Raw genomic sequence first — 22,770 nt, 5'->3', positions numbered from 1 at the left:
GTTTTTATGCCCACTATGAATGATATGCCACAGATGTTGGCATTAGTTTTATTGCTTATTATTTTATATCTAGGTGATGTTGTTTCAACACGGACTAAAGCTTGGATACCTTCAGTTTTTATTTGTGCTGTCCTGTTTTTATTAGGTTATTGGACATTCTTCCCAACTGATATTGTTGCTCGAGCAGGTATCCCAAATGTAGTAGCTGTTATGTTTATGTATTTATTGATTGTAAACATGGGAACTTTGTTATCAATAAATGAGTTGATACTACAATGGAAGACAATACTCATATCGCTTTCAGGGATTGTCGGTATTATTGTTGTTGCTATTATAGTGGGATATCTATTTTTTGACCTCAACACCATTATTGTCGCTATTCCACCATTAGTAGGTGGTATTGTTTCAGCCATTATTATGGCTAAAGGGGCAACTGATGCAGGATTACCAGATCTGGCTGTATTTGCAATTATAATCTATGTAATGCAAGGTTTTATTGGTTATCCATTAACTTCTATTATGCTGAAAAAAGAAGGTCGCCGAGTATTGAAAAAATATCATGAAGGGACTTGGATCGTTGAAAAGGATGTTAGTACTATGGATAAACAAGCTGCAACTACTGATGAAAATCCGATGCCAGGTCTGTTTGCTAAAATTCCAGCAAGTTATAATTCTTCGTACTTTATCTTTTTACGTATTGCAATAGTGGGCTTTTTAGCTTACTCAGTATCGGAAGTATTGAAACCTGTCGTCAGTATTAGTCCATTTGTTTTATGTTTATTATTTGGTGTTGTTGCTGCTTCTTTAGGTTTTTTAGAACGTCACCCTTTAAAGAAAGCCGGTGGTTTTGGGCTTGCGGTTATGGGGTTAATGTTATTTATTTTTGATACTTTGAGCCGAGCAACGCCAGATATGTTAATTAGACTTATCACACCTTTAATTATTTTTATTCTTTCTGCTGTTGTTGGGATGTTTATTTTTTCGGTTATTGTCGGTAAAGTTTTAAAAGTAAGTAAAGAAATGGCTTTTTCGATCGCTTTAACAGCACTATATGGATTCCCGGCCGATTATATTATCACTAACGAGGTTATTAATAATTTAACCAAAGATCCAAAAGAAAAAGAGGTATTAACCAGCCATATGTTACCACCGATGTTAATTGGAGGATTTATTTCAGTAACGATGGTATCGGTTGTATTAGCTGGCATCATGGTTAATATGATTGTTGGTCCGTTAACGCCAATCAAATAGTTGGAAATTTAATTATCAGATTCAACTTGTAGATTTGTGCAAATATGTGCACTATTAAAAGAATACATATGAAATATATAAAAGGTAGTAACATGATTAATCAAACTATTAAAGATTCAATAAAACAGAACATTAACGACATGATTACGTTTCGTCGTGATTTACATCGCCATCCAGAATTACCGTGGGAAGAATTTAGAACCACTGATAGAATTGCTGAAGAACTTGATAAAATTGGTATTACTTATCGACGCACTAAGCCGACAGGTATTATTGCTGATATCCAAGGCGGTAAGCCAGGCAAAACGATTTTACTTAGGGCAGATATTGATGCTTTACCGGTTAAGGAATTAAGTACCAATATTGATTATCAATCCACTATTGATGGCAAAATGCATGCTTGTGGACATGATACTCATACCGCTATGCTGCTTACTGCTGCTAAAACGTTATATTCTATTCGGGAACAGTTAAAAGGTAATGTGCGATTAGTATTTCAGCCGGCTGAAGAAATTGCACAAGGGGCCAAAGGGATGATCGAACAAGGCGTACTTGAAGGTGTTGATAGCGCTTTTGGTATGCATATATGGTCACAAATGCCAGTTGGTAAAGTATCTTGTGTTGTTGGTTCAAGCTTTGCTTCAGCAGATCTATTAACGGTTAAATTTAAAGGTCGTGGTGGTCATGGTTCAATGCCACATGATACCGTGGATGCGGTTATGGTTGCATCTGCATTTGTTATGAATGTTCAATCAATTGTTTCTCGTGAAATATCGCCTCTTGATCCTGCGGTTGTGACTATAGGTCGAATGGATGTGGGTACGCGTTTTAACGTAATTGCTGAAAATGCGGTATTAGAAGGTACTGTGAGATGTTTTAATGTTGCAGTGCGTGAAAAAATTGAAGCAGCAATTAGACGTTATGCTAATCAAGTAGCAGCTATGTATAGAGCGACCGCTGAAGTCGAGTATATCTATGGGACCTTACCAGTTATAAACGATAAAGAAAGCGCACTATTAGCACAAAAAGTCATTGTTGAATCATTTGGTGAAGATGCATTGTATTTTGAAGCACCAACAACCGGTGGTGAAGATTTTAGTTATTATACTGAAAACATTCCTGGTGCTTTTGCTTTAGTTGGATCTGGTAATCCTGAAAAAGATACTCAATGGCCACATCACCATGGCTGTTTTAATGTTGACGAAGATGGTATGGCGTTAGGTGCAGAATTTTATGCACAATATGCATGGGCCTATTTAAATCAAGATTAGCCATTCATAATTAATCATCAATTGATTATTTTCTTTACTTATCAACCTTCGATTTGCTGTTTGAAGGTTGATAAATCATTTTTTCAATAAGTAATTCATCAAAATAGCCTAATAATTTTAAAATTTGTGCAAAGGGGATTTTATTGCTCAAAAATCTAACCTAATATCGAATCGGTTATCGGCATCTTAAAGACTAAATTGACACTTTATGGTATGATTAGCAAAATTTATTAGTAAAAGTAATGGTGATTATGAGTTATCAAGTCTTAGCACGTAAGTGGCGACCAAAATCATTTTCTGAAGTAGTAGGGCAACAGCATGTTTTAAAAATTTTATCTAATGCTCTTTCTCTTGGTCGAGTACATCACGCTTATCTGTTCTCTGGTACTCGAGGTGTAGGTAAAACTTCGATTGCTCGATTGTTAGCCAAAGGCTTAAATTGTGAAAGTGGTATAACGGCAACGCCTTGTGGTGTTTGTGATAATTGTCGTGAGATTGAACAGGGTCGATTTGTTGACTTACTCGAAATTGATGCTGCCTCACGTACTAAAGTCGAAGATACTCGGGAAATTTTAGATAATATTCAATATTTGCCAAGCAAAGGCCGTTTTAAAGTTTACTTAATCGATGAAGTACATATGCTCTCTCGTAGTAGCTTCAATGCTTTATTAAAAACATTGGAAGAACCACCAGAACACGTTAAGTTTTTATTAGCAACAACTGATCCGCAAAAATTACCTATCACTATTTTATCTCGCTGTCTGCATCTGCACTTAAATGTGCTTGATACATCATTAATTGCTGAGCAACTAAAACATATTTTGCAATTAGAACAAATTGAAAGTGAACCGCGAGCAATACAGCTGTTAGCTAAAGCAGCAAATGGTAGTATGCGCGATGCATTAAGTTTAACCGATCAAGCAATAGCGCTTGGTAATGGTAAAATTGATGCTGCGTCAACAGCCTCCATGCTTGGTACTTTAGATAAAGCAATTCCTTTTTCATTAATTAATGCTCTTTATCAAAATGATGGTAATACTTTGATGCAACAAATTGAAGCGGCTGCTGTGCAAGGTGCGGATTGGGATAATTTATTAGCCGAATCTATTGCATTGTTACATCAAATTGCCTTATTACAAGTTGTACCAACCGCATTGGGTGATTATGCAGATAATGAAGAACAGTTACGCTTTTTAGCTCAATATATGGCGCCTAATGATGTGCAACTATTTTATCAAATTTTATTAATGGGTCGGAAAGAACTTGCTTTTGCACCAGATAAAAAAATGGGTGTTGAAATGAGTTTTTTACGCGCTTTAGCATTTATGCCTAAAAATGTCGATGCGATTATGCCACCAGCTGCAACAGCGACTACACCGACAAAAAAAGTTGAATCGCCTATTAGAACACAACCAGCTCAGGTTGTGACGACTTCATCACAAAACGCAAATGAGGCAGCGCCTATACAGCAAACTGTTAAGTCAGCTATTGAGAATCAGCAATTAAATGACAGTACAATAGTAAGACCAGCTACTAGTGATGAAAATACTGTTTCACAACCAGAAATATCACTTCCTGATGATGCATCATCAATCACTAAAAACATTTTAGAGATGCGAATGCAGTTAATGAAAGAGGAACAAAAGCCAAAAAAGCCTGAATTGGTTGATTATCATCAACCATCTAATTCTTTAATTAACAGTAAACGGGATGACGTTCAGCAGCTTGCCAAGCTAGGTAATGATAGTGAAAAAAATGATGAGGAAGTGGAACAAGAAGAGATAACTGCTGAAAATTATCAATGGCAGGCTTGTGGCATAGTTGAAACAAAAAATGAACCAGCACTTGATGCAAAAACATTATGCGATTCTTTCAAAGTTGATAAAACGCCAGAAATGGTTAAAAAATTAATTGTCGAAATGGCTGAAAAAGACGCTTGGTGTGCTGAAATTGAACAATTAGAACTTGCGCCATTAATTAAACAAATTGCGATTAATTCCTACCCTGAATTAATTGATGATAATCATATTATTTTGCATACGCGTTCGGCTGTGGAGCATCTAGCTAAATCGTCAGCAAATTGTATTAAGTTGCGAACTGCGCTGTCAAATTATCGTCAAAAAACACTCAATCTAGAGGTGGTGATTGATGATAATAAGGCTAATAAGACGCCGTTAGAAATGCGTGAGGATTTATATCAACAAAAGCTTGAACAAGCTAAATTGACGATTCATCAAGATCCTAAAGTTGAGACGATTTGTCAATATTTTGATGCCAAGATTGATGAATCGAGTATTCGTCCTGTATAATTACAGAATAAATGTTTTTTAATGAGGAATAATTATGTTTCCAGGTGGAAAAGGCGGTTTGGGTAATTTGATGAAACAAGCCCAACAAATGCAAGCAAAAATGCAGCAAGCTCAGGAAGAAATTGCTAAATTAGAAGTTACCGGTGAGTCAGGTGCTGGTATCGTTAAAGTAACTGTAAATGGTGCGCATAGTTGTAAACGTGTGGAAATTGATCCATCTTTATTAACTGAAGATGATAAAGAAATGTTAGAAGATTTGATTGCGGCTGCTTACAATGATGCAACTCGTCGTTTAGAAGAAGCGCAAAAAGAAAGAATGGCTCAAGTAACTGGCGGCATGCAATTACCTCCAGGCTTTAAAATGCCATTTTAAGTTGAAAAATTAATCAGATATCGTCTTATACATTTTGCCGACTTAGTCGGCAAAATTTCTTTTTATCTCCTGTCTATTTATACAGTTTTTCTTTATTAATTTTTTCCTATCAGGTAAACTAACTGATAATTACATTCAATTCACTTTCAATGTTGATTATAACAATTTGATTAATCTAGAATCTTAAAGATTGTTTAATTTAAGGTTATTTTAAGCAAACTTACTTAATCAACATTAAATTTATTAAGGATATATTGTGATAGGTCGTTTACGTGGAATCATTATTGAGAAACAACCACCTAAAGTATTAATTGAAGTTGGTGGTGTTGGCTATGAAGTTTTTATGCCAATGACCTGTTTTTATGAGTTACCCGACAATGGCAAAGAGGTAATTGTGTTAACTCATTTTGCTGTTCGAGAAGATGCTCAAGTGCTTTATGGTTTTAATCATGAGCAAGAACGAGAGTTATTTCGTGAATTAATTAAAGTTAATGGCGTTGGCCCAAAATTAGCCCTAGCGATTTTATCTGGGATGTCAGCAGCACAATTTATTAATGCTGTTGAACAAGGTGAAATTAAAACATTGGTCAAATTACCGGGGGTAGGGACTAAAACCGCTGAACGATTAATTGTTGAAATGAAAGATCGTGTTAAACGCTTTGGTGAAGAACTATCAAATGTTAACCCAGCTATTGATATTGGTGATATTAAAAAATCATCCAACCAAATTGAAAGTGAAGCAGTTTCAGCGCTTATTGCTCTGGGTTATAAACCACAAGAAGCCAACCGTATTATTAGTAAAGTCATTAAACCAGAAATGGATTGTGAAATGCTAATACGTGAAGCATTAAAATCAGTATTGTAAAGTAGGTATTGATAATGATTGAAGCGGATCGTTTAATTGCTCCACAGGCACAAAAAGAAGAAGAGTCTTTAGATCGAGCCATTCGTCCTAAGTATTTGGATGAATATATTGGCCAACCTCAAGTTCGTGAGCAGATGAAAATTTTTATTCAAGCTGCTAAACAGCGTAGTGACGCACTTGATCATGTTTTAATATTTGGTCCTCCAGGTCTAGGTAAAACTACATTGGCAAATATTGTTGCTAATGAAATGAATGTTAATTTACGTACCACATCAGGACCAGTATTGGAAAAAGCGGGTGATTTAGCTGCTATGCTAACCAATTTAGAACCTAATGATGTGCTATTTATTGATGAAATTCATCGATTATCGCCAGTTGTTGAAGAAATCTTATATCCGGCAATGGAAGATTATCAACTTGATATTATGATTGGTGAAGGGCCAGCAGCACGTTCAATTAAAATAGATCTGCCTCCTTTTACCCTTATTGGCGCAACGACTCGAGCTGGCTCATTAACGTCGCCATTGCGTGATCGCTTTGGTATTGTGCAACGGCTTGAGTTTTATCGTGTAGAAGATTTGGAATATATTGTTAGCCGTAGTGCAAAATTTTTAGGTATGGACCTTTCTAAAGAAGGGGCTTACTTAATTGCTAAACGATCTCGAGGTACGCCACGGATTGCTAACCGTTTATTACGACGGGTTAGGGATTATGCTGATGTTAAATCTAAAGGCGTTATTGATGAACGAATTGCCACTCAAGCATTAGATATGTTAGATGTAGATAATGAAGGCTTTGATTATATGGATCGTAAGTTACTTCTGGCTATTATCGAGAAATTTATGGGTGGGCCAGTAGGTTTAGATAATATTGCAGCTGCAATAGGTGAAGAGCGTGAAACTATTGAGGATGTGTTAGAACCATTTTTGATTCAACAAGGTTATATCCAAAGAACGCCGAGAGGCCGAATTGCCACACCTCATGCTTATCGACATTTTGGTATTGTTCAAGACGTTTAAATTTAATCGAATAAGATAATAGTTTAACTCTTTATCATTTAATAAAACACCGCTCAACAGCGGTGTTTGGTTTTTATTCAATAATCTAACTGAATTAACCGAGCTCTTTTTCAGTAAAAATACCACTGAATAAATCAGTACTAAGATAACGTTCACCAGAAGATGGTAAGATAACCACGATGGTTTTATTGGCATTTTCTGGTAGTCGCGCCAAGCGGTCAGCAGCAAATACTGCCGCACCGGATGAAATTCCCGCTAAGATGCCTTCTTTTTCCATTATTATACGCGCAGTATCGATAGCATCTTCATTGCTTACTTTTTCGACCAAGTCAATCAAACTTAAATCTAAATTATCAGGAATGAATCCTGCACCAATACCTTGTATTTTATGTGGTCCTGGTTTGATTGGCTCACCCGCAAGGGCTTGGCTAATAACAGGTGAGGTACTTGGTTCAACCGCTACTGCAGTGATGTTTTTACCTTGTGTTTTTTTTATGTACTTAGTTACACCAGTAAAAGTCCCACCAGTGCCGACACCAGCAACAAAAATATCGACTTGTCCGTCAGTGTCAAGCCAGATTTCTGGTCCAGTAGTTTTTTCATGAATTTCTGGATTAGCGGCATTACTGAATTGTTGTAGCATAATATTGTGTTTAGGATTACTGGCAACGATCTCTTCTGCTTTTTCGATTGCGCCTTTCATTCCTTTAGCTGCATCGGTTAGCACGAGATTAGCACCTAAAGCTTTTAGAAGTTTACGACGTTCAATGCTCATGCTTTCAGGCATGGTTAAGGTTAATTTATATCCACGAGCAGCTGCAACCGCGGCAAGTGCGATACCAGTATTACCACTGGTTGGCTCGATAAGTTCAACATCAGGGTTTAATAAACCACGTTTCTCAGCATCCCAAATCATATTTGATGCAATGCGACACTTAATACTAAAACTAGGGTTACGAGATTCTACTTTGGCTAATATATTGCCTTGTCCGAAATGTTTTAAGCGAACTAAAGGCGTATGGCCAATGGTCTGTGAATTATCATCAAATATTTTACTCATGTTTGAATCCTTTTTTATTGCCTAATGATAAATAGTATCACTTTGTTAATATTAATATCATTATAAATATAACTATAAAAGATGAAACTAATTAATAATTATAACAATATGCATTTTGGGAATAAGCAATAGATTAAAAAAGCAAATACTTGAACATTATCATGATGAATAATGGATTAGCTTAAATTGGCAGGTATATTTATCGCCAAATTATAGTAAGTCTACTAAATTTATGTTTTACAGATAAAAAAGAGAATATAGGAAAAAGAATATTTTAAGCGCAATATACTGATAAAAAATAATTCAACTTAATCGAAGACCTCATTTTCCATATCTAACTCAATTTTTTTAATTGCTTGTTCACAACGATATATACGATTATCTAATGCTGCTATTTTTGTATAATCAATAGCCTCAGGTGATAGTTCTAATTCGTATTTCATCTCTTGCAATCGACGCAGATAATCTAAATGTCTGGAATGTTTTTCCGCAACGGTTTCTTTAATCACGTAATTGGTTGGTTGCTTACGTAAATGCACAGTAGCAAGTTCTCGACTTAGAGCAGTGATTTGGTCAATAAGTTTTTCTGATAAAAATTCAATTTGACTTAGTTTTTCGGTTAAAGCGGCATCACAGAGGGATTGATAAGTAAGCTTTATCTTATCGATATAAAATTGAAAATCGACTTCAATCTTACTGCTATTAAACAGATGTTCATCAAAATAGTGTTCTTGATAAGCAGGTTGATCAGCTAGGTTGATCTGTTGCTCAAGTTGATTGATCTGCTCTTTTAATTTTTCCAAAAAGTTCTGCATAAATATATCTTCATTGTTGGTTAGATGTATCATCATCTTGTCCAAAATAATTGCCTAAATGAATTTTAGATAGATTCATCAATTTCATTAATGCTTCAAACGTTAATTTTTCATTAGGATTGCGATTTGGACTGATTACTTTTTTTTCGATTAGTTGTAATTTAATACGGTTATAATCATCAACCAAATTTAGTGGTAATGGTGATTGAGCTCGATAGCCTAACCATAATATTCCTTGAATGGGTAAGCTCAAGGCAAATAAAATGGTAACAATAGTTACCGCTAATTGTGCCGGCAAATAATATTGCCAAACAATTAGGCCAATAATAATGGGTGGTAAGATTTTTTTCGTGGTTTTTATGTGGTTAATAATTTTTAGTTCCGGAAATGAATATGAAAGCGCCTTATCTTTGGGGCAAAGATCCATATATGTTTGACCTGCCTTAAATTTTTTAACTAAATTCATCTGATTTGGATTCCTCGACATTCACATTTTAATGTCTTAAAATAGTGTCATTCAAATTGGGGGCTCTCTTTATTTTATCTTAAAAACCAAGATATCAGAAGTCGCCTTGTATATCACATTGATTATTTAATCATGTGTAGAGTTACCAATTTTGATTGGTATATATCTTTTTATTCAATTTATAGGAATTACTATGTCATCAAGTAATAACGCTCTTGTTCTGAATTGTGGAAGTTCATCTTTAAAATTTGCAATCATAAACCCTGAAAATGGTGATGAATTTTTATCTGGCTTAGCTGAATGTTTTCACCTTCCTGATGCTCGTATTAAATGGAAATTAGATGGTGAAAAGAAAGAAGCTTCTTTAGGTGCTGGTGCAGCGCATAGCGAAGCAATTAGATTTATTGTAAACAGTATTTTTCCACAAAAACCAGAATTATTAGATAGTATCAAATCAATTGGGCACCGTATTGTTCATGGTGGTGAGAAATATACCCAATCAGTTGTAATTGATGATTCAGTATTAAAAGGGATTGAAGAAGCAGCAGCTTTCGCACCTTTACATAATCCAGCTCATTTAATTGGTATTCGTGAAGCTTATGTTGCTTTTCCTCATTTAAAAGATAAAAACGTCGCAGTATTTGATACCGCATTCCATACTACAATGCCTAAAGAAGCATATTTATATGCAATTCCTAATGAATTATATACTAAACATGGTATTCGTCGTTATGGAGCTCATGGTACAAGTCACTATTATGTTAGCCGTGAAGCTGCTAAATTATTAAATAAATCTGTAGAAGAAACTAACGTGATTACTTGTCACTTAGGTAATGGTGCCTCTATTACTGCAGTTAAAAATGGTAAATGTGTTGAAACTTCAATGGGATTAACGCCACTTGAAGGTCTAGTTATGGGTACTCGTAGTGGTGATATTGATCCGGCTATTATGTTCTTCTTACATGACAACTTAAAAATGTCTGTTGCTGACATTAACAATTTATTAAACAAAAAATCTGGTTTACTAGGTTTAACAGGGGTTAGCAGTGACTGTCGTTATGTAACCGAAAATTACGATAAAGATGAAAATGCAAAAAATGCCTTAGATGTTTTTGTTCATCGTTTAGTAAAATACATTGGTGGTTATGCAATGTTATTAGACGGTCGTCTAGATGCAATCGTATTTACTGGCGGTATCGGCGAAAATTCTGAAGAAGTTCGTCGTATGACTTTACAAAAATTAAGCTTACTTGGTTTTGAACTTGATCAAGAACGCAACTTAGCGGCTCGTTTTGGTAAAGGTGGTAAAATTACTAAAGATGGTTCAGCAATCGCGATGGTAATTCCAACCAATGAAGAACTTGTCATTGCTCAAGATGCTGCACGTTTAACAGCTTAAAAGCTTTTAAAACCGCCTACAAGGCGGTTTGTTTTTTTGGATTTAATAAAAGAATTAAGAGGAAACAAATTATGTCTCGTACCATTATGCTGATTCCAACAGGTACCAATGTTGGTTTAACAGGTGTAAGTCTAGGTGTTATTCGAGCAATGGAGCGTCAAGGTATTAATTTAAATGTATTTAAACCTGTTGCGCAACCAAGAGCAGGTGGCGATGCCCCTGATAATACAACTACTTTAGTTAGCTCAAACACATCCATTCCTACTTTAAAACCGTTAAAAATGAGTCATGTTGAGAACCTATTAGGTTTAAATCAACAAGATGTATTAATGGAAGAAATTGTCGCTCTGTACGCTGAAAATACCAAAGGTGCTGATGTTGTTTTAGTTGAAGGTATTGTACCGACAACTGATTATCCATTTGCTAATGAGTTAAATAATAACATTGCTAAAACACTTGGCGCTGAAATTATTTTTGTTGTAAATATGGGTAAAGATAATCCTGAACAGCTAAAAGATCGTATTGAGATTGCCCGTTCTAATTTTGGTGGCATTAAAAATGATAAGATCATTGGTGTCATTGTTAATAAAGTCAATGCTCCTGTTGAAGAGCAAAATCTTGCCCGTCCTGATGTGGCCGAAATTTATCATACGCCAAAATTTGATAATAAAAAAATCACTATTAAGGATTTAAGCGAGCATAGTCCATTACCAGTCCTTGGCTGTATTCCTTGGAATATCGATTTAAGTGCCTGTCGAGCAATCGATATTGCTAAACATTTTGACGCAAAAATTATTAATGAAGGTGCAATTAAAAATCGTCGAATTAAACACGTTTCTTTCTGTTCTCGTAGCGTCCAAAATATCATCAATCACCTGCAACCAAATGCACTTTTAGTAACTTCAGCCGACCGCGCTGATGTATTGGTTACTATTAGTTTAGCAGCGATGAATGGTGTTGCCATTGGTGGGGTATTGCTAACTGGTGGTTACGAGATTGATGAAAAAGTGTATAAGTTATGTCAACCAGCATTTGATACTGGTTTACCGGTATTTACGGTTAAAACAAATACATTCCAAACTTCAATTAACTTACAACAATTTAATCTAGAAATCCCTGTTGATGACAAAGAGCGTATGGATAATACTCAAAACTTTGTTGCTGACCATATTGATGCAAATTGGATTAAATCATTAAATGAAGTTGTAAATTCTGCACGACGTTTATCTCCTCCTGCATTCCGTTATCAATTAACTGAACTTGCTCGTAATGCGAAAAAAGTGGTGGTATTACCAGAAGGCGACGAGCCAAGAACCATCAAAGCTGCTGCAATTTGTGCCGAGCGTAACATTGCAAAATGTGTGCTGATTGGTAATCCAGATGAAGTTCGTAAAGTGGCTGCATCACAAGGTGTTACCTTAGGTGCTGGTGTAGAAATTGTTGACCCAGATAGTATTCGTGAAAAATATGTACCACGTTTAGTTGAATTGCGTAAAAACAAAGGTATGACTGAAGTCATTGCTCGTGAGCAATTAGCGGATAATGTAGTACTTGGTACAATGATGCTTGAAGCAAACGAAGTTGATGGTTTAGTTTCAGGTGCGGTACACACTACGGCTAATACAATTCGTCCACCATTACAATTAATCAAAACTGCACCAGGAAGCTCACTTGTATCATCGGTGTTCTTTATGTTAATGCCTGATCAAGTTTATATTTATGGTGACTGTGCAATCAATCCTGATCCAAATGCGCAAGAGCTTGCGGAAATTGCTATCCAATCTGCTGATACTGCAATTGCCTTTGGTATTGAACCACGCGTTGCAATGATCTCTTACTCAACCGGTAGTTCTGGTCAAGGTGCCGATGTTGAGAAAGTGAAAGAAGCTACTCGTATAGCACAAGAAAAACGCCCTGATCTAATGATCGATGGTCCATTACAATATGATGCTGCCGTTATGCCTGATGTGGCAAAATCTAAAGCACCTAATTCACAAGTAGCTGGTAAAGCAACAGTATTTATCTTCCCTGATTTAAATACTGGTAACACCACTTACAAAGCGGTACAACGTTCAGCGGATCTTGTCTCAATTGGTCCTATGTTACAAGGTATGCGTAAACCTGTTAACGATCTATCACGTGGCGCTTTAGTTGACGACATTGTTTATACTATTGCACTAACTGCTATTCAATCTGCACAAGAACAAAATGCTAGCAAATAGTTAAAATCTATGTTCTAATTTATGAGAGGTTTTTCTATAACCTCTCAATTTTCCTGTCTCACCAGTCTTATCATTGTTATAAATGGCAAAATTAGTTAAGGATGATGTAAGTTTTACATTATTTAATGTTGTTTTTTGATCTTATTCTCATAATTATTGAATAGTTTTTGGTTAATATTTAAATAATTTTTTTATTTTTGACCTATATTTCTGTAATTCAATCATTTGGTTACATTTGCTGTTATGCCTTACCTCTTTAATTATTTAATTAAAAAAATGACGGTTTTACGTCTCTATTTCTACGTTAAAAAATTAGGTTTTATTTTTTCAAATAGATCAATTTCTCATTAATTTTACAAAAGGTAGAACGAAATGAACTGTCTTAATCATGACTCCATCAGAGTTATTGCACCAAATATATATCATGACACTTCATGGAATGAGGCAGAAGTATTAGGTGCCATGGTTTGGTTGTGGAACAGAAACTCATATTACCGAAATACAGCCATAAACTCGGCGGTGGAAATATTACTACCTATCATTCAGTCTAAAAATTTCATTTTACTCATTAAAAATAACCGACCATTGGGTTATCTCAATTGGGCTTATTTGAACTCAGAAGAAGAATATAACTACTTAAATAAAAAAGATAATTATGTGAATTTTGTTCAATGCAATACCAAAGATGATAGCAAAAATTTATGGATTTTATCTTTTTTTTGTCCATTTGGATTGAATGAATCTCTCTTAATGAAATCAATATGTAAAAAAGTCCTAAAAAATAATCTCTGCTTTTTTGGTTATCACAAATCGAAAACAAACACTGTTGTAAAAAAAGTTCAATGTTAGAGTCTATAAGGATTAAATTATGAATCGAATATACCAAACTAAATATAATTTTATTACTGGTACTAGCATAGTTTGTTCTGAATTGACACGACGTGTTAGTAAAGTAATGATAACGGTTTCAATTTTATCTGCCTCCGCCTCATCTTTTGCTTTAGATTGTACACCGAGTGCTGATGGATCTTATTTAGTCGGTCAAAATAGCCCTAGTTGCAATAATATAAAGTCGGCAACTGTAACACAAACAGGTAATGCAAGTTTCTATATTTTAACAAGGAGTAAATTGCATGAACAACTTAATGTTGGCGATACAACTCTTACCGCAAATGTTAACGGCAATTATACCGGTTTAGGTAACCAATATACTTATGGTGTTTATGGTAGTTCAATTAATGCTGGTAATTTGAATTTTACTATTAATAATAATGGTAATGTGGTGGGGTTGATTACCTACAACAACGTAGATATAACCGCTAAAGATGTTGCATTAAATATAACTGATAATTATACCCGTGGTCAAAATTCTAGTGGTACGGTTCAAGCTTATGGAATATTAGCTGGCTCTTCTATCAATTCAGATGAAGGAAACGCCTATAATGGTAAATATAGCACAATTACAGTCGATAAACTGACAATCAATCAAACAACATCAGGAGGTAAAACTTCACCGTTATTAAATAATGGTATTCGCGCTATTCAAGGTGCATATACTAATAGCGGCGATGGTTCAACCGGCCGAGTTATTGTTAATGATGATTTGGATATGACGTTGACAGGTAATCGTGCTGTAGGTATTTATGTATCTGGTAATGCAACCAATTATAATGGAGCCAACGAAACAGGTTCTAGTGGTCAATTGACACCAATAGTGATTTTAAAAGGTGCTAAAAATAGTATTGTTTTGAATAAAGGTAGTGATAGTTCATCATTAGATTGGGACAGTAGTGGTATTAAATTAGGTAAGGCACGTAATATGGGGGAAGGGCCCGGTATTTTAGAATCTCACGGCGAACTCACCATTGATACGACTAATGCTTTAAATGGTTCTGGTATCAAAATGATACGAAATTCTTTATTGAAAGCTGATTATGATACTAGTTCGACAATTATTAAAACCAATGGTTATGCACTTGAAATAGGTACCCATGATGACACTAATTCAAATGGCGAGTTTGAACAAGCTGCCTCACATAATGTTAGTGCTAGTTTTAAAAATGCCATATTTACTACTAATGGTACCAGTGCTGATCCAGCTATTAGTGGTTCTGTAGGTCGTAAAGATTTAATATTTGTCGATCAAGGGCAAGTCAATACCGTTTTATCATTTAGTGGTGATAAAACAGATCTTACGGCAAATGATTCTGGTTATATTATTAATGTGAGTGGTAATTATACCGCTTCTGGATATCAATTCTTTTCTAACACTTATGATCAAGCTGGTGATGAACAGGGCCATGATGCCTATCTAGCGTCATCGGTAACCTTTAATGCTTCTGATAAGGGTAGTATGACTGGGTTAGTTTATAAAGGTTTGGTTAAAACAGAAGAGGGTGAAGTATTAGATACCGATAAAACACCATCACTTAATTTAAACTTAAAAAATGGTTTTACTTGGAATTTGAAAGCAAATGGTACTAATAAAACCGCATTATTTGATAATTTGACCTTAGCAAATGGTGCAGTACTTAATGCGGCATTTGATAATGCCGGCGGCAATGAATTTGTTTTACAAGGTAATGTTATCAATGATGGTGGCATTATCAGTATGGATAACCGTTCTCATGGAGAATATAATGATATTTTAACCATTCAAGGTAACTATTTTGCATCCAATAATGCGATAGTTAAGATGAATACATTATGGAATAATGTAAGTGATACTTATACAAACAATTCGCAATCAGACTTACTGAAAATTATGGGTGATGTTAAGGGTTTGACCAAAATCATACCTGTTGATACCAATGGCGATGAAAATGTTATTGATGGCAATATACATCAAGTTGCTACAGTATTGAATAGTATACCGATTATTAAAATAGAAAAATCAACCACCGTAAACAATTTTATTGGCGATGCTCAAACCAAAGGTGCGACTGAAATTCAATTAGCAAAACGCCAAACAGCTAATGGTGATGAATACTATTGGACGATGGAAGCTGCTAAGCCGGTAACACCGCCGTCACCACCATCACCACCAGTGCCTCCGGCGCCACCGAAAAAAGTGATTTATTCACATGCAGTGGCCGGATATGTTTCAATGCCACGAGTAAACCAAGAGCAAGGTCTATTAAGTGTTGGTACTTTGCATGAACGTAGAGGTAGCTATACCAATTTTAATTTAGCAAAATGTAGTACCTGTGATAACTATCTAAGTGAAACATGGGGGAGAATATTAGGAAAACATCTAAAATTAGATGGGAAAAAACGGCTGAATTTAGATACTGATGTCTATGGACTACAACTTGGTCATGATCTGGTAAATAATTTATTTGCCGATGGTAGCCACAATTATATCGGTGCCTATTTTTCATATACTAAAGCCAATACTGATTTTTCCGATAAATATCGTGCAGTTAATGGTTTAATTGCTCATAACAAAAAAACAGGTAAAGGTAACTCGGAAGCATTTAACCTTGGATTAACTAATACTTATTTTTCAGTTGATAATAGTTACATCGATTTAGTAGGCCAATTCTCGGCATTACGAAACAAATATGATGCGCATAAAAGCACTAGTTCAATTCACCAAAATGGCTTTGGTGTAGCGGTTTCCGCAGAAGCTGGATCTGCTTTTAATTTTGGCCAAAATGATATTAAGCAAAGCGATTGGTCAATAGAACCACAAATGCAACTTGTCTATCAGTATATTAATTTGGATAACTTTAAGGATAAATATCGAAGTGTGGATCAAAATAACCAAAAATTACTTCGTGGCCGCATTGGTGTTCGATTGGCTTACAATGATCAGGTTCAATCGGAACAAAGATCTTCTCTTTATACTATAGCCAATGTTTGGCACGATTTTATTAAACCAAGTAGTATTGAAGTGGGTAGAGATCGTTTAAGTGAAAAATATAACAGTAGTTGGGGGGAAATTGGTTTAGGCGCAAAAACACCAATAGTTAAAGATACCTATTTATACGGTGATGCGCGCTTGGAACATAATTTTAGTAGTACTAAACATCAAGGTTATCAGGGTAATATTGGTGTTGAGCACAAATGGTAGTATCAATGGTAATACATAAAGTTGCTTAGTTTTATCTACTAATATATACATAGTAATTTGCTTTATAGTTACTATGTATATATTTTTTTATTCTTCATAAACTATTTTGAAAAATTTCCCACAACTATTACTTCAAGTGCCTATAGAATTATTTCCATTACGCAGTTCATTTCTCTAAGCAAGTTATCGATCTATTAATACATAGACACAATATACAAAAAAAATACTGCTAGGCTATTTAAGCATAATGATTAGATGATACAATAGCCACCAATTTTTATATTAGCCCATATTTTAGGAATTAAGATTGATGAATAAAGACATCCACCAGCAGCGTATATTGATTTTGGATTTTGGCTCACAAGTAACGCAATTAATTGCTCGACGAGTTCGTGAAATCGGTGTTTATTGTGAACTTTGGCCATGGGATGTTTCGGAAGAAAAAATCAAACAATTTAATCCTAAAGGTATCATTTTATCGGGTGGTCCCGAAAGTACTACCGAGCAAAATAGCCCTCGTGCACCTGAATATGTGTTTAACGCAGGCGTGCCGGTATTAGGTATTTGCTATGGTATGCAAACAATGGCGATCCAGTTAGGTAAGGGCGGAGTCGTTACTGCATCTAATCAACGTGAATTTGGTTATGCTAAAGTAGATATTGTTGCAAAATCAAAATTAACAGACGGAATTTTAGATAGCATTAATGATCAAGGTATTAATCAACTTGATGTTTGGATGAGTCACGGTGATAAAGTAACCTCATTACCAGACAGTTTTAACTTAATCGGTCAAACAGAAACCTGTCCATTTGCAATCATGGCAAATGATGAAAAACAATTTTATGGTGTACAGTTTCATCCTGAAGTTACTCATACCGTTAAAGGATTTGAATTATTACAACGCTTTGTTATCGATATTTGTCATTGTGAAAAATTGTGGACACCATCTTCTATTATCACTGATGCGGTGGCGCGCATCAAAGAGAAGGTGGGCAAGGATAAAGTATTATTAGGGCTTTCTGGTGGCGTTGATTCTTCGGTTACTGCACTATTATTACATCAAGCCATCGGCGATCAGTTAACCTGTGTTTTTGTGGATCATGGTTTATTACGTTTAAATGAAGCACAGCAAGTGATGGACATGTTTGGTGATAAATTTGGTTTAAATATTATCGCTGTTAATGCTGAAGATCGCTTTATGGCGGCACTAAAAGGTGAAGCAGATCCTGAAGCAAAACGTAAAATCATCGGTCGTGAATTTGTTGCAGTTTTTGATGAAGAAGCAGCAAAACTTAAAGATGTAAAATGGCTTGCTCAAGGGACTATTTATCCCGATGTTATTGAATCCGCTGCTGCTGACACAGGTAAAGCTCATGTCATCAAATCTCACCATAATGTCGGTGGATTACCAGAAGATATGAAAATGGGCTTAGTTGAACCATTACGTGAATTATTCAAAGATGAAGTACGTAAAGTTGGTTTAGAACTTGGTTTACCTTACGATATGCTTTATCGTCACCCATTCCCTGGACCAGGTTTAGGTGTACGGGTACTGGGTGAGGTGAAAAAAGAGTATTGTGATTTATTAAGACAAGCCGATGCGATTTTTATCGAGGAACTCTACAAAGCTGAACTATACCACAAAGTTAGTCAAGCATTTACCGTATTTTTACCGGTACGCTCGGTTGGTGTTATGGGTGATGGCCGTCGCTATGATTGGGTTGTCTCACTACGTGCCGTAGAAACCATCGACTTCATGACCGCCCATTGGGCGCATCTTCCTTACGACTTTTTAGGAAGAGTATCAAATCGAATTATCAATGAAGTAAATGGCATATCACGAGTTGTATACGACATCAGTGGAAAACCACCAGCGACTATAGAGTGGGAGTAAAGTTTCTTTCTGTTGTTAATATAAATCAATATTTAAAAAGCCAGTGATTATAATTTCTGGCTTTTTAATAATAACTAGAAAAATCTATTTATTTTAAATTTTTAATATTCTCTTTTATTTTTTTATCTATCTGATCAATAGTCTGTTTTCGAATATCACCATGACATAAAGCATGCTGCTTAAAAGTCAAAGCTTTAGTAATAACGATATCAATAAGGCGATTACATTTGTTTATGTCTAATGCAGAATCTTTTATTAGCTTTATCATATCTTGTTTGGTTGGACACTTTGCCTCGCCCATTACCGCCATTTGATGGTAACCATTAGGACCTTCATTAAAGGTTAGGTCATAAGCAGGCGAAATATGCCATTGTTGATTTTTATCCATCATAAATGAAAAGTTTTTAGTATGATCATCACGGTTATTAAAAATGATATTAAAAATTATACGTAATAACATGGTATACACTTCTTGTTTATTTTGCGTAATTGCACGAGTAAGTCTTAATAAATCCCTATAATCAAAATTAGCTATACGAAAATTTAAGTCAAGTGCTCCAGCAACTGTCAATAAAGGTATTCTCAACCCTTCGTTAGTTCGATCAAAACGCTTAATTGCAAATGCTGAATATTTTTTATCAAGATTAAAGTATTGTGTGGATGGAACAGTAATTCCAATATCCCGAGCTAAATTTGAATAGATATTTTCTATGGCGCATACTTCTAAATGATCTTGTTTCGCAGGAAATTTAACTAACCAATCTTCACCGGTTGCAGTTGCTGCAGTACTTATATGCTTTGTTTCTGGGTTATAACGAACCATTGATTTAGGTCTAGCTCCTTGAGGCGAACCTCCTACCAAAACAAGCTGTAATAATGCATCAGTATCTTTATCATTTACCACCTGCTGTATATGATTTGATAATTGTGCTAAACCCAGTAAATGATCATGGTCGTTTGCTATTAACTCTGCCGGAACAAAAGAGAGTGCGCCTATCGCACGATCGCCAACCAATGCTAAACGTTGTAAAGGTGTTATTTGGTGGGCAGGGATGTTATGTACTTTCAACAAGAATCTATCAACTAACAATTTTCCCCATCCATCTGGTAGACAATCAGCAATAAAACCGGGTAAATTATCTTGATGTTTTGGAAAATCACTGAATAAACCAGGTGATAATGGTGTTTGTATTGGGGATAATTGAATATCGGATTCTAAAGCCTTTGTAGTAAACTCAAAATAGATCTTTTGATCCTTTTCGACTAACGTACCATAGTGTATGGATTTACCCCATCCATTATAAAAAACCTTTAATTTTTTCATAAAATCTCTTTAATTGCAATTCGTTACTTTCTTACACGTTGGCGTTGTTTTAATTGATAATCTTGCTCTAAATCAGCAATACTCGACATTTTTCTGAAAAAAAGCGGTGATAATTCTTGTACAGCACCTAACGCCATGACAATTTTGACAAAAGAATCTAAAGAGACACTTTGACCGTTTTCTAATCGTTGTATTGTCGAAAATCCAACATCAGCAGCAAAAGCCAACTCTTTTTGCGTCATATTCTTTGTTAAGCGATATTTTCTTAATCGAGTTGAAAGGATTTGAATGATTTCTATCTCAGTTGCTAAATTAAAATTCATTTGATTTACTATTAATTATTTATTTATGAATAATTATATCATAAAAACATTAATAAATATTCATTTTTGAATTATTAAAATATGAGATTGAACAGTAGTAAAGTAAGAAGACTACGATCTATCACTCATATAGTTAAAATATTTAAACCACTGGGTTCATCTTCTTTACGACTTTTTAGGAAGAGTATCAAATCGAATTATCAATGAAGTAAATGGGATGTCACGCGTGGTTTATGACATCAGCGGCAAACCGCCAGCGACTATTGAGTGGGAGTAAATCCTTTACAGTTATTAATTTTTGTTAATCTATATAAAAGCCATTCATTTCAGAATGGCTTTTTTAATCAGAATAAAATTATTAGAATTTAAAATGATAACAACGAATTATAGTAAAGCATGTGCATTTAAATAATTGTTCGCTCTGTTGCATACCAGATTAGCGATTGAGAGTGATCTACAAACTGATTTTCATCATCTAATAATAATTGGATGGCTCTTTTGGCTTCAGGTGAAGTTCTGATACTTAACATTTTTTCTTTACTTTGCCAGTAAATTTCTGCCATTCCATCAAAATCAAAAATGGGCGCACCTCTGCTATTGCGCATGGCATTTCCCGGATTTTTATCTTGTAATGGTACGCTTTGGACATAATGAAGAATTCCCAGTGCTTCTTTTTGTGAATTAACTAAAGTCGCATGATGGTTACGCCAATAATCATCAAATTCCTGATAACTTAATGTCTTTTTGCGTTTAACTAACGTAATTAATTTGATCATTTAATATCTCCTTTAATAAATAAAACCATATGGTAAAGTATGACAGCGCTGTTAGAGTCAATAGGAGGTGTTATGAAAATTGGTGAATTATCCAAACTTAGTCAAATTAGTATAAGGATGCTTAGATACTATGAAGAAGCAGGACTTCTTTCACCAAAACGTACTGTTTCAGGTTATCGACAGTTTGAAATAGAGGACATTGACCGAGTTAAACTAATTCATAAGTTAAATAATGCAGGATTAACATTAAAAGTTATACGTAAGATCCTCCCTTGTTGGCAACATCAAAATAAAAAGTTTTCGCCTTGTAAAGAGTTCAAAATGGGGTTGAATGAAACTTTGTTAAAACTAGATGAACAAATTCAACTTTTACAGCAAAGTCGTAGTCATTTAATAACCTTGTTAGAAGAAAATTAAAATTCATTTTTCACCGTCAGAATAGGTTTTTAATAGCCAAATATTAAAATAGAGTGGGTTGTTACCTAAATTTACTAAACAATGGATAAGTTAATCCTGTATGAATTAGGGTTATCATTTTAATTACACGATATTGATAAAAATTGTGGGTAGTTTTCTTTTAATAATCCCATTATATCGCTAGGCAGTGGTTATCCTTGTTTATTTTTGTAGATTAAAGATGTTCGAAATAATGAAGTAAATAGAATGATATAAGCCAATAAACATTGAAGTAAAATTAATTAGGATTTAACATTATTTTTGTTATTATAAAATCTATTATTTGGTTAATTATTAAGGTAAAAATATGTTTAATTTAAAAAAATATTTAGTTGGTTTATTGGCATTGTTTAGTGCTTCTTGTTTTGCTCTCGACCACGTTGTTACTTTTGTTTGTACTGGTAACACCGGCCGTAGCCCTATGGCCGAAGCATTAGCTAAGGATTATGTCAACAAATATAATCTCAATATTGAGATTCAATCACGAGGTGTCAATGTTAATCCGAATGAATTAACCCCAGAAGAAAATACAGTTAAAGTATTAAAAGATAGAAATATTGATATATCATCACATAAAGCAACTCAATTAGTTAAAGAAGATATCGATAAATCAGAATATTTACTGACAATGACGCAAAAACATAAAGATAAAATTTTAGGTCTATTCCCTGAATCGAAAGGTAAAGTATTTACATTATCGGAGTTTGCCACAGGTAAAAATGAAGATCTTTCAGACCCATACAAATTACCATTATCTGCTTATATTAAAGTAGAAAAACAATTAGATGAATTTTTACCATTGGCATTGGATAAAATTGCTAAAGAGAAATAATTTGATCTATTTTTTTATTAATTATTAATCTAAAAATCTT

At 34.7% G+C, this 22,770-nt stretch carries 19 protein-coding genes and 1 pseudogene; 14 read left to right on the top strand and 6 right to left on the bottom strand.

The annotated features are described in order from the left end of the window. The first annotated feature begins 24 nt into the window (after positions 1-24). The 6 genes from H3T83_RS04100 to ruvB all read left to right on the top strand — a co-directional run bounded on the left by H3T83_RS04100 (position 25) and on the right by ruvB (position 7,088). Positions 25-1,251: a hypothetical protein gene (locus H3T83_RS04100; protein WP_370528002.1), complete on the top strand. Its 1,227-nt coding sequence runs from the start codon at positions 25-27 to the stop codon at positions 1,249-1,251. A gap of 92 nt (positions 1,252-1,343) precedes the next feature. Then, positions 1,344-2,522 carry a M20 family metallopeptidase gene (locus tag H3T83_RS04095; protein ID WP_198215164.1) on the top strand — a complete coding sequence of 393 codons (1,179 nt, stop codon included), beginning with the start codon at positions 1,344-1,346 and terminating at the stop codon, positions 2,520-2,522. Between the two features lie 251 nt (positions 2,523-2,773). After that, the gene (gene dnaX / locus H3T83_RS04090) at positions 2,774-4,831 is read left to right on the top strand and encodes a DNA polymerase III subunit gamma/tau (RefSeq protein ID WP_198215163.1); all 2,058 of its coding nucleotides are present in this window, start codon (positions 2,774-2,776) and stop codon (positions 4,829-4,831) included. A 34-nt stretch (positions 4,832-4,865) separates the two neighbouring features. Beyond that, a complete protein-coding gene (locus tag H3T83_RS04085) occupies positions 4,866-5,204 on the top strand; it encodes a YbaB/EbfC family nucleoid-associated protein (RefSeq protein WP_065578932.1) in 339 nt (112 codons plus the stop codon). A 256-nt stretch (positions 5,205-5,460) separates the two neighbouring features. Then, positions 5,461-6,069 carry a Holliday junction branch migration protein RuvA gene (gene ruvA, locus H3T83_RS04080; RefSeq protein WP_198215162.1) on the top strand — a complete coding sequence of 203 codons (609 nt, stop codon included), beginning with the start codon at positions 5,461-5,463 and terminating at the stop codon, positions 6,067-6,069. Between the two features lie 14 nt (positions 6,070-6,083). Continuing rightward, a complete protein-coding gene (gene ruvB, locus H3T83_RS04075; RefSeq protein ID WP_198215161.1) occupies positions 6,084-7,088 on the top strand; it encodes a Holliday junction branch migration DNA helicase RuvB in 1,005 nt (334 codons plus the stop codon). Positions 7,089-7,182: 94 nt separating this feature from the next. Here the strand turns inward: ruvB and cysK are convergent, their stop codons facing one another. From cysK to yfbV, 3 genes are all read right to left on the bottom strand, one after another. After that, entirely contained in the window at positions 7,183-8,148 is a 966-nt protein-coding gene (gene cysK / locus H3T83_RS04070) for a cysteine synthase A (RefSeq protein WP_086356959.1), read from the bottom strand. 308 nt (positions 8,149-8,456) lie between these two features. Continuing rightward, complete coding sequence (priC, locus tag H3T83_RS04065; protein ID WP_198215160.1) at positions 8,457-8,999, bottom strand: primosomal replication protein PriC; 543 nt, start codon at positions 8,997-8,999, stop codon at positions 8,457-8,459. Then, entirely contained in the window at positions 8,974-9,429 is a 456-nt protein-coding gene (gene yfbV, locus H3T83_RS04060) for a terminus macrodomain insulation protein YfbV (protein ID WP_165754889.1), read from the bottom strand. The genes priC and yfbV overlap by 26 nt, the downstream gene beginning before the upstream one ends. A gap of 193 nt (positions 9,430-9,622) precedes the next feature. Here yfbV and H3T83_RS04055 point away from each other — a divergent pair, with 193 nt between their 5' ends. The 5 genes from H3T83_RS04055 (at position 9,623) to guaA (ending at position 19,019) form a co-directional block, all read left to right on the top strand. Next, positions 9,623-10,828: an acetate kinase gene (locus tag H3T83_RS04055; RefSeq protein ID WP_198215159.1), complete on the top strand. Its 1,206-nt coding sequence runs from the start codon at positions 9,623-9,625 to the stop codon at positions 10,826-10,828. 71 nt (positions 10,829-10,899) lie between these two features. Continuing rightward, complete coding sequence (gene pta / locus H3T83_RS04050) at positions 10,900-13,050, top strand: phosphate acetyltransferase (RefSeq protein ID WP_065578925.1); 2,151 nt, start codon at positions 10,900-10,902, stop codon at positions 13,048-13,050. Positions 13,051-13,422: 372 nt separating this feature from the next. Continuing rightward, positions 13,423-13,899, top strand: coding sequence for a toxin-activating lysine-acyltransferase (locus H3T83_RS04045; protein WP_086356955.1), 477 nt, complete (start codon positions 13,423-13,425; stop codon positions 13,897-13,899). 19 nt (positions 13,900-13,918) lie between these two features. After that, positions 13,919-17,125, top strand: a complete 3,207-nt coding sequence (locus H3T83_RS04040; RefSeq protein WP_198215158.1) for an autotransporter outer membrane beta-barrel domain-containing protein — start codon at positions 13,919-13,921, stop codon at positions 17,123-17,125. A gap of 310 nt (positions 17,126-17,435) precedes the next feature. Further along, the gene (gene guaA, locus H3T83_RS04035; protein ID WP_110453502.1) at positions 17,436-19,019 is read left to right on the top strand and encodes a glutamine-hydrolyzing GMP synthase; all 1,584 of its coding nucleotides are present in this window, start codon (positions 17,436-17,438) and stop codon (positions 19,017-19,019) included. Positions 19,020-19,107: 88 nt separating this feature from the next. Here guaA and H3T83_RS04030 read toward each other — a convergent pair whose 3' ends face one another. Together H3T83_RS04030 and H3T83_RS04025 are read right to left on the bottom strand one after the other, a co-directional pair. Beyond that, positions 19,108-20,343, bottom strand: coding sequence for a type II toxin-antitoxin system HipA family toxin (locus H3T83_RS04030; RefSeq protein WP_198215157.1), 1,236 nt, complete (start codon positions 20,341-20,343; stop codon positions 19,108-19,110). Positions 20,344-20,366: 23 nt separating this feature from the next. Beyond that, on the bottom strand, positions 20,367-20,666 hold the full coding sequence (locus tag H3T83_RS04025; RefSeq protein ID WP_065651242.1) for a helix-turn-helix domain-containing protein: 300 nt from the start codon (positions 20,664-20,666) through the stop codon (positions 20,367-20,369). A 148-nt stretch (positions 20,667-20,814) separates the two neighbouring features. Between H3T83_RS04025 and H3T83_RS11505 the strand changes: the two are divergent. Beyond that, positions 20,815-20,943: pseudogene (locus tag H3T83_RS11505) on the top strand (hypothetical protein); the annotation flags it as partial. Positions 20,944-21,070: 127 nt separating this feature from the next. Here the strand turns inward: H3T83_RS11505 and H3T83_RS04015 are convergent. Then, positions 21,071-21,442: an EthD domain-containing protein gene (locus H3T83_RS04015; RefSeq protein ID WP_086361152.1), complete on the bottom strand. Its 372-nt coding sequence runs from the start codon at positions 21,440-21,442 to the stop codon at positions 21,071-21,073. Between the two features lie 72 nt (positions 21,443-21,514). Between H3T83_RS04015 and H3T83_RS04010 the strand changes: the two genes are divergently transcribed. Both H3T83_RS04010 and H3T83_RS04005 read left to right on the top strand, forming a co-directional pair. Beyond that, positions 21,515-21,859, top strand: coding sequence for a MerR family transcriptional regulator (locus tag H3T83_RS04010; RefSeq protein ID WP_065578918.1), 345 nt, complete (start codon positions 21,515-21,517; stop codon positions 21,857-21,859). A gap of 346 nt (positions 21,860-22,205) precedes the next feature. After that, complete coding sequence (locus tag H3T83_RS04005) at positions 22,206-22,730, top strand: low molecular weight protein arginine phosphatase (RefSeq protein ID WP_198215156.1); 525 nt, start codon at positions 22,206-22,208, stop codon at positions 22,728-22,730. Positions 22,731-22,770: the final 40 nt, after the last annotated feature.

Origin of the sequence: Gilliamella sp. M0320 (assembly GCF_016101635.1) — a bacterium.
Classification (GTDB): Bacteria; Pseudomonadota; Gammaproteobacteria; order Enterobacterales; family Orbaceae; genus Gilliamella; species Gilliamella apis.
This window is presented reverse-complemented; position numbering and strand designations above follow the sequence as displayed.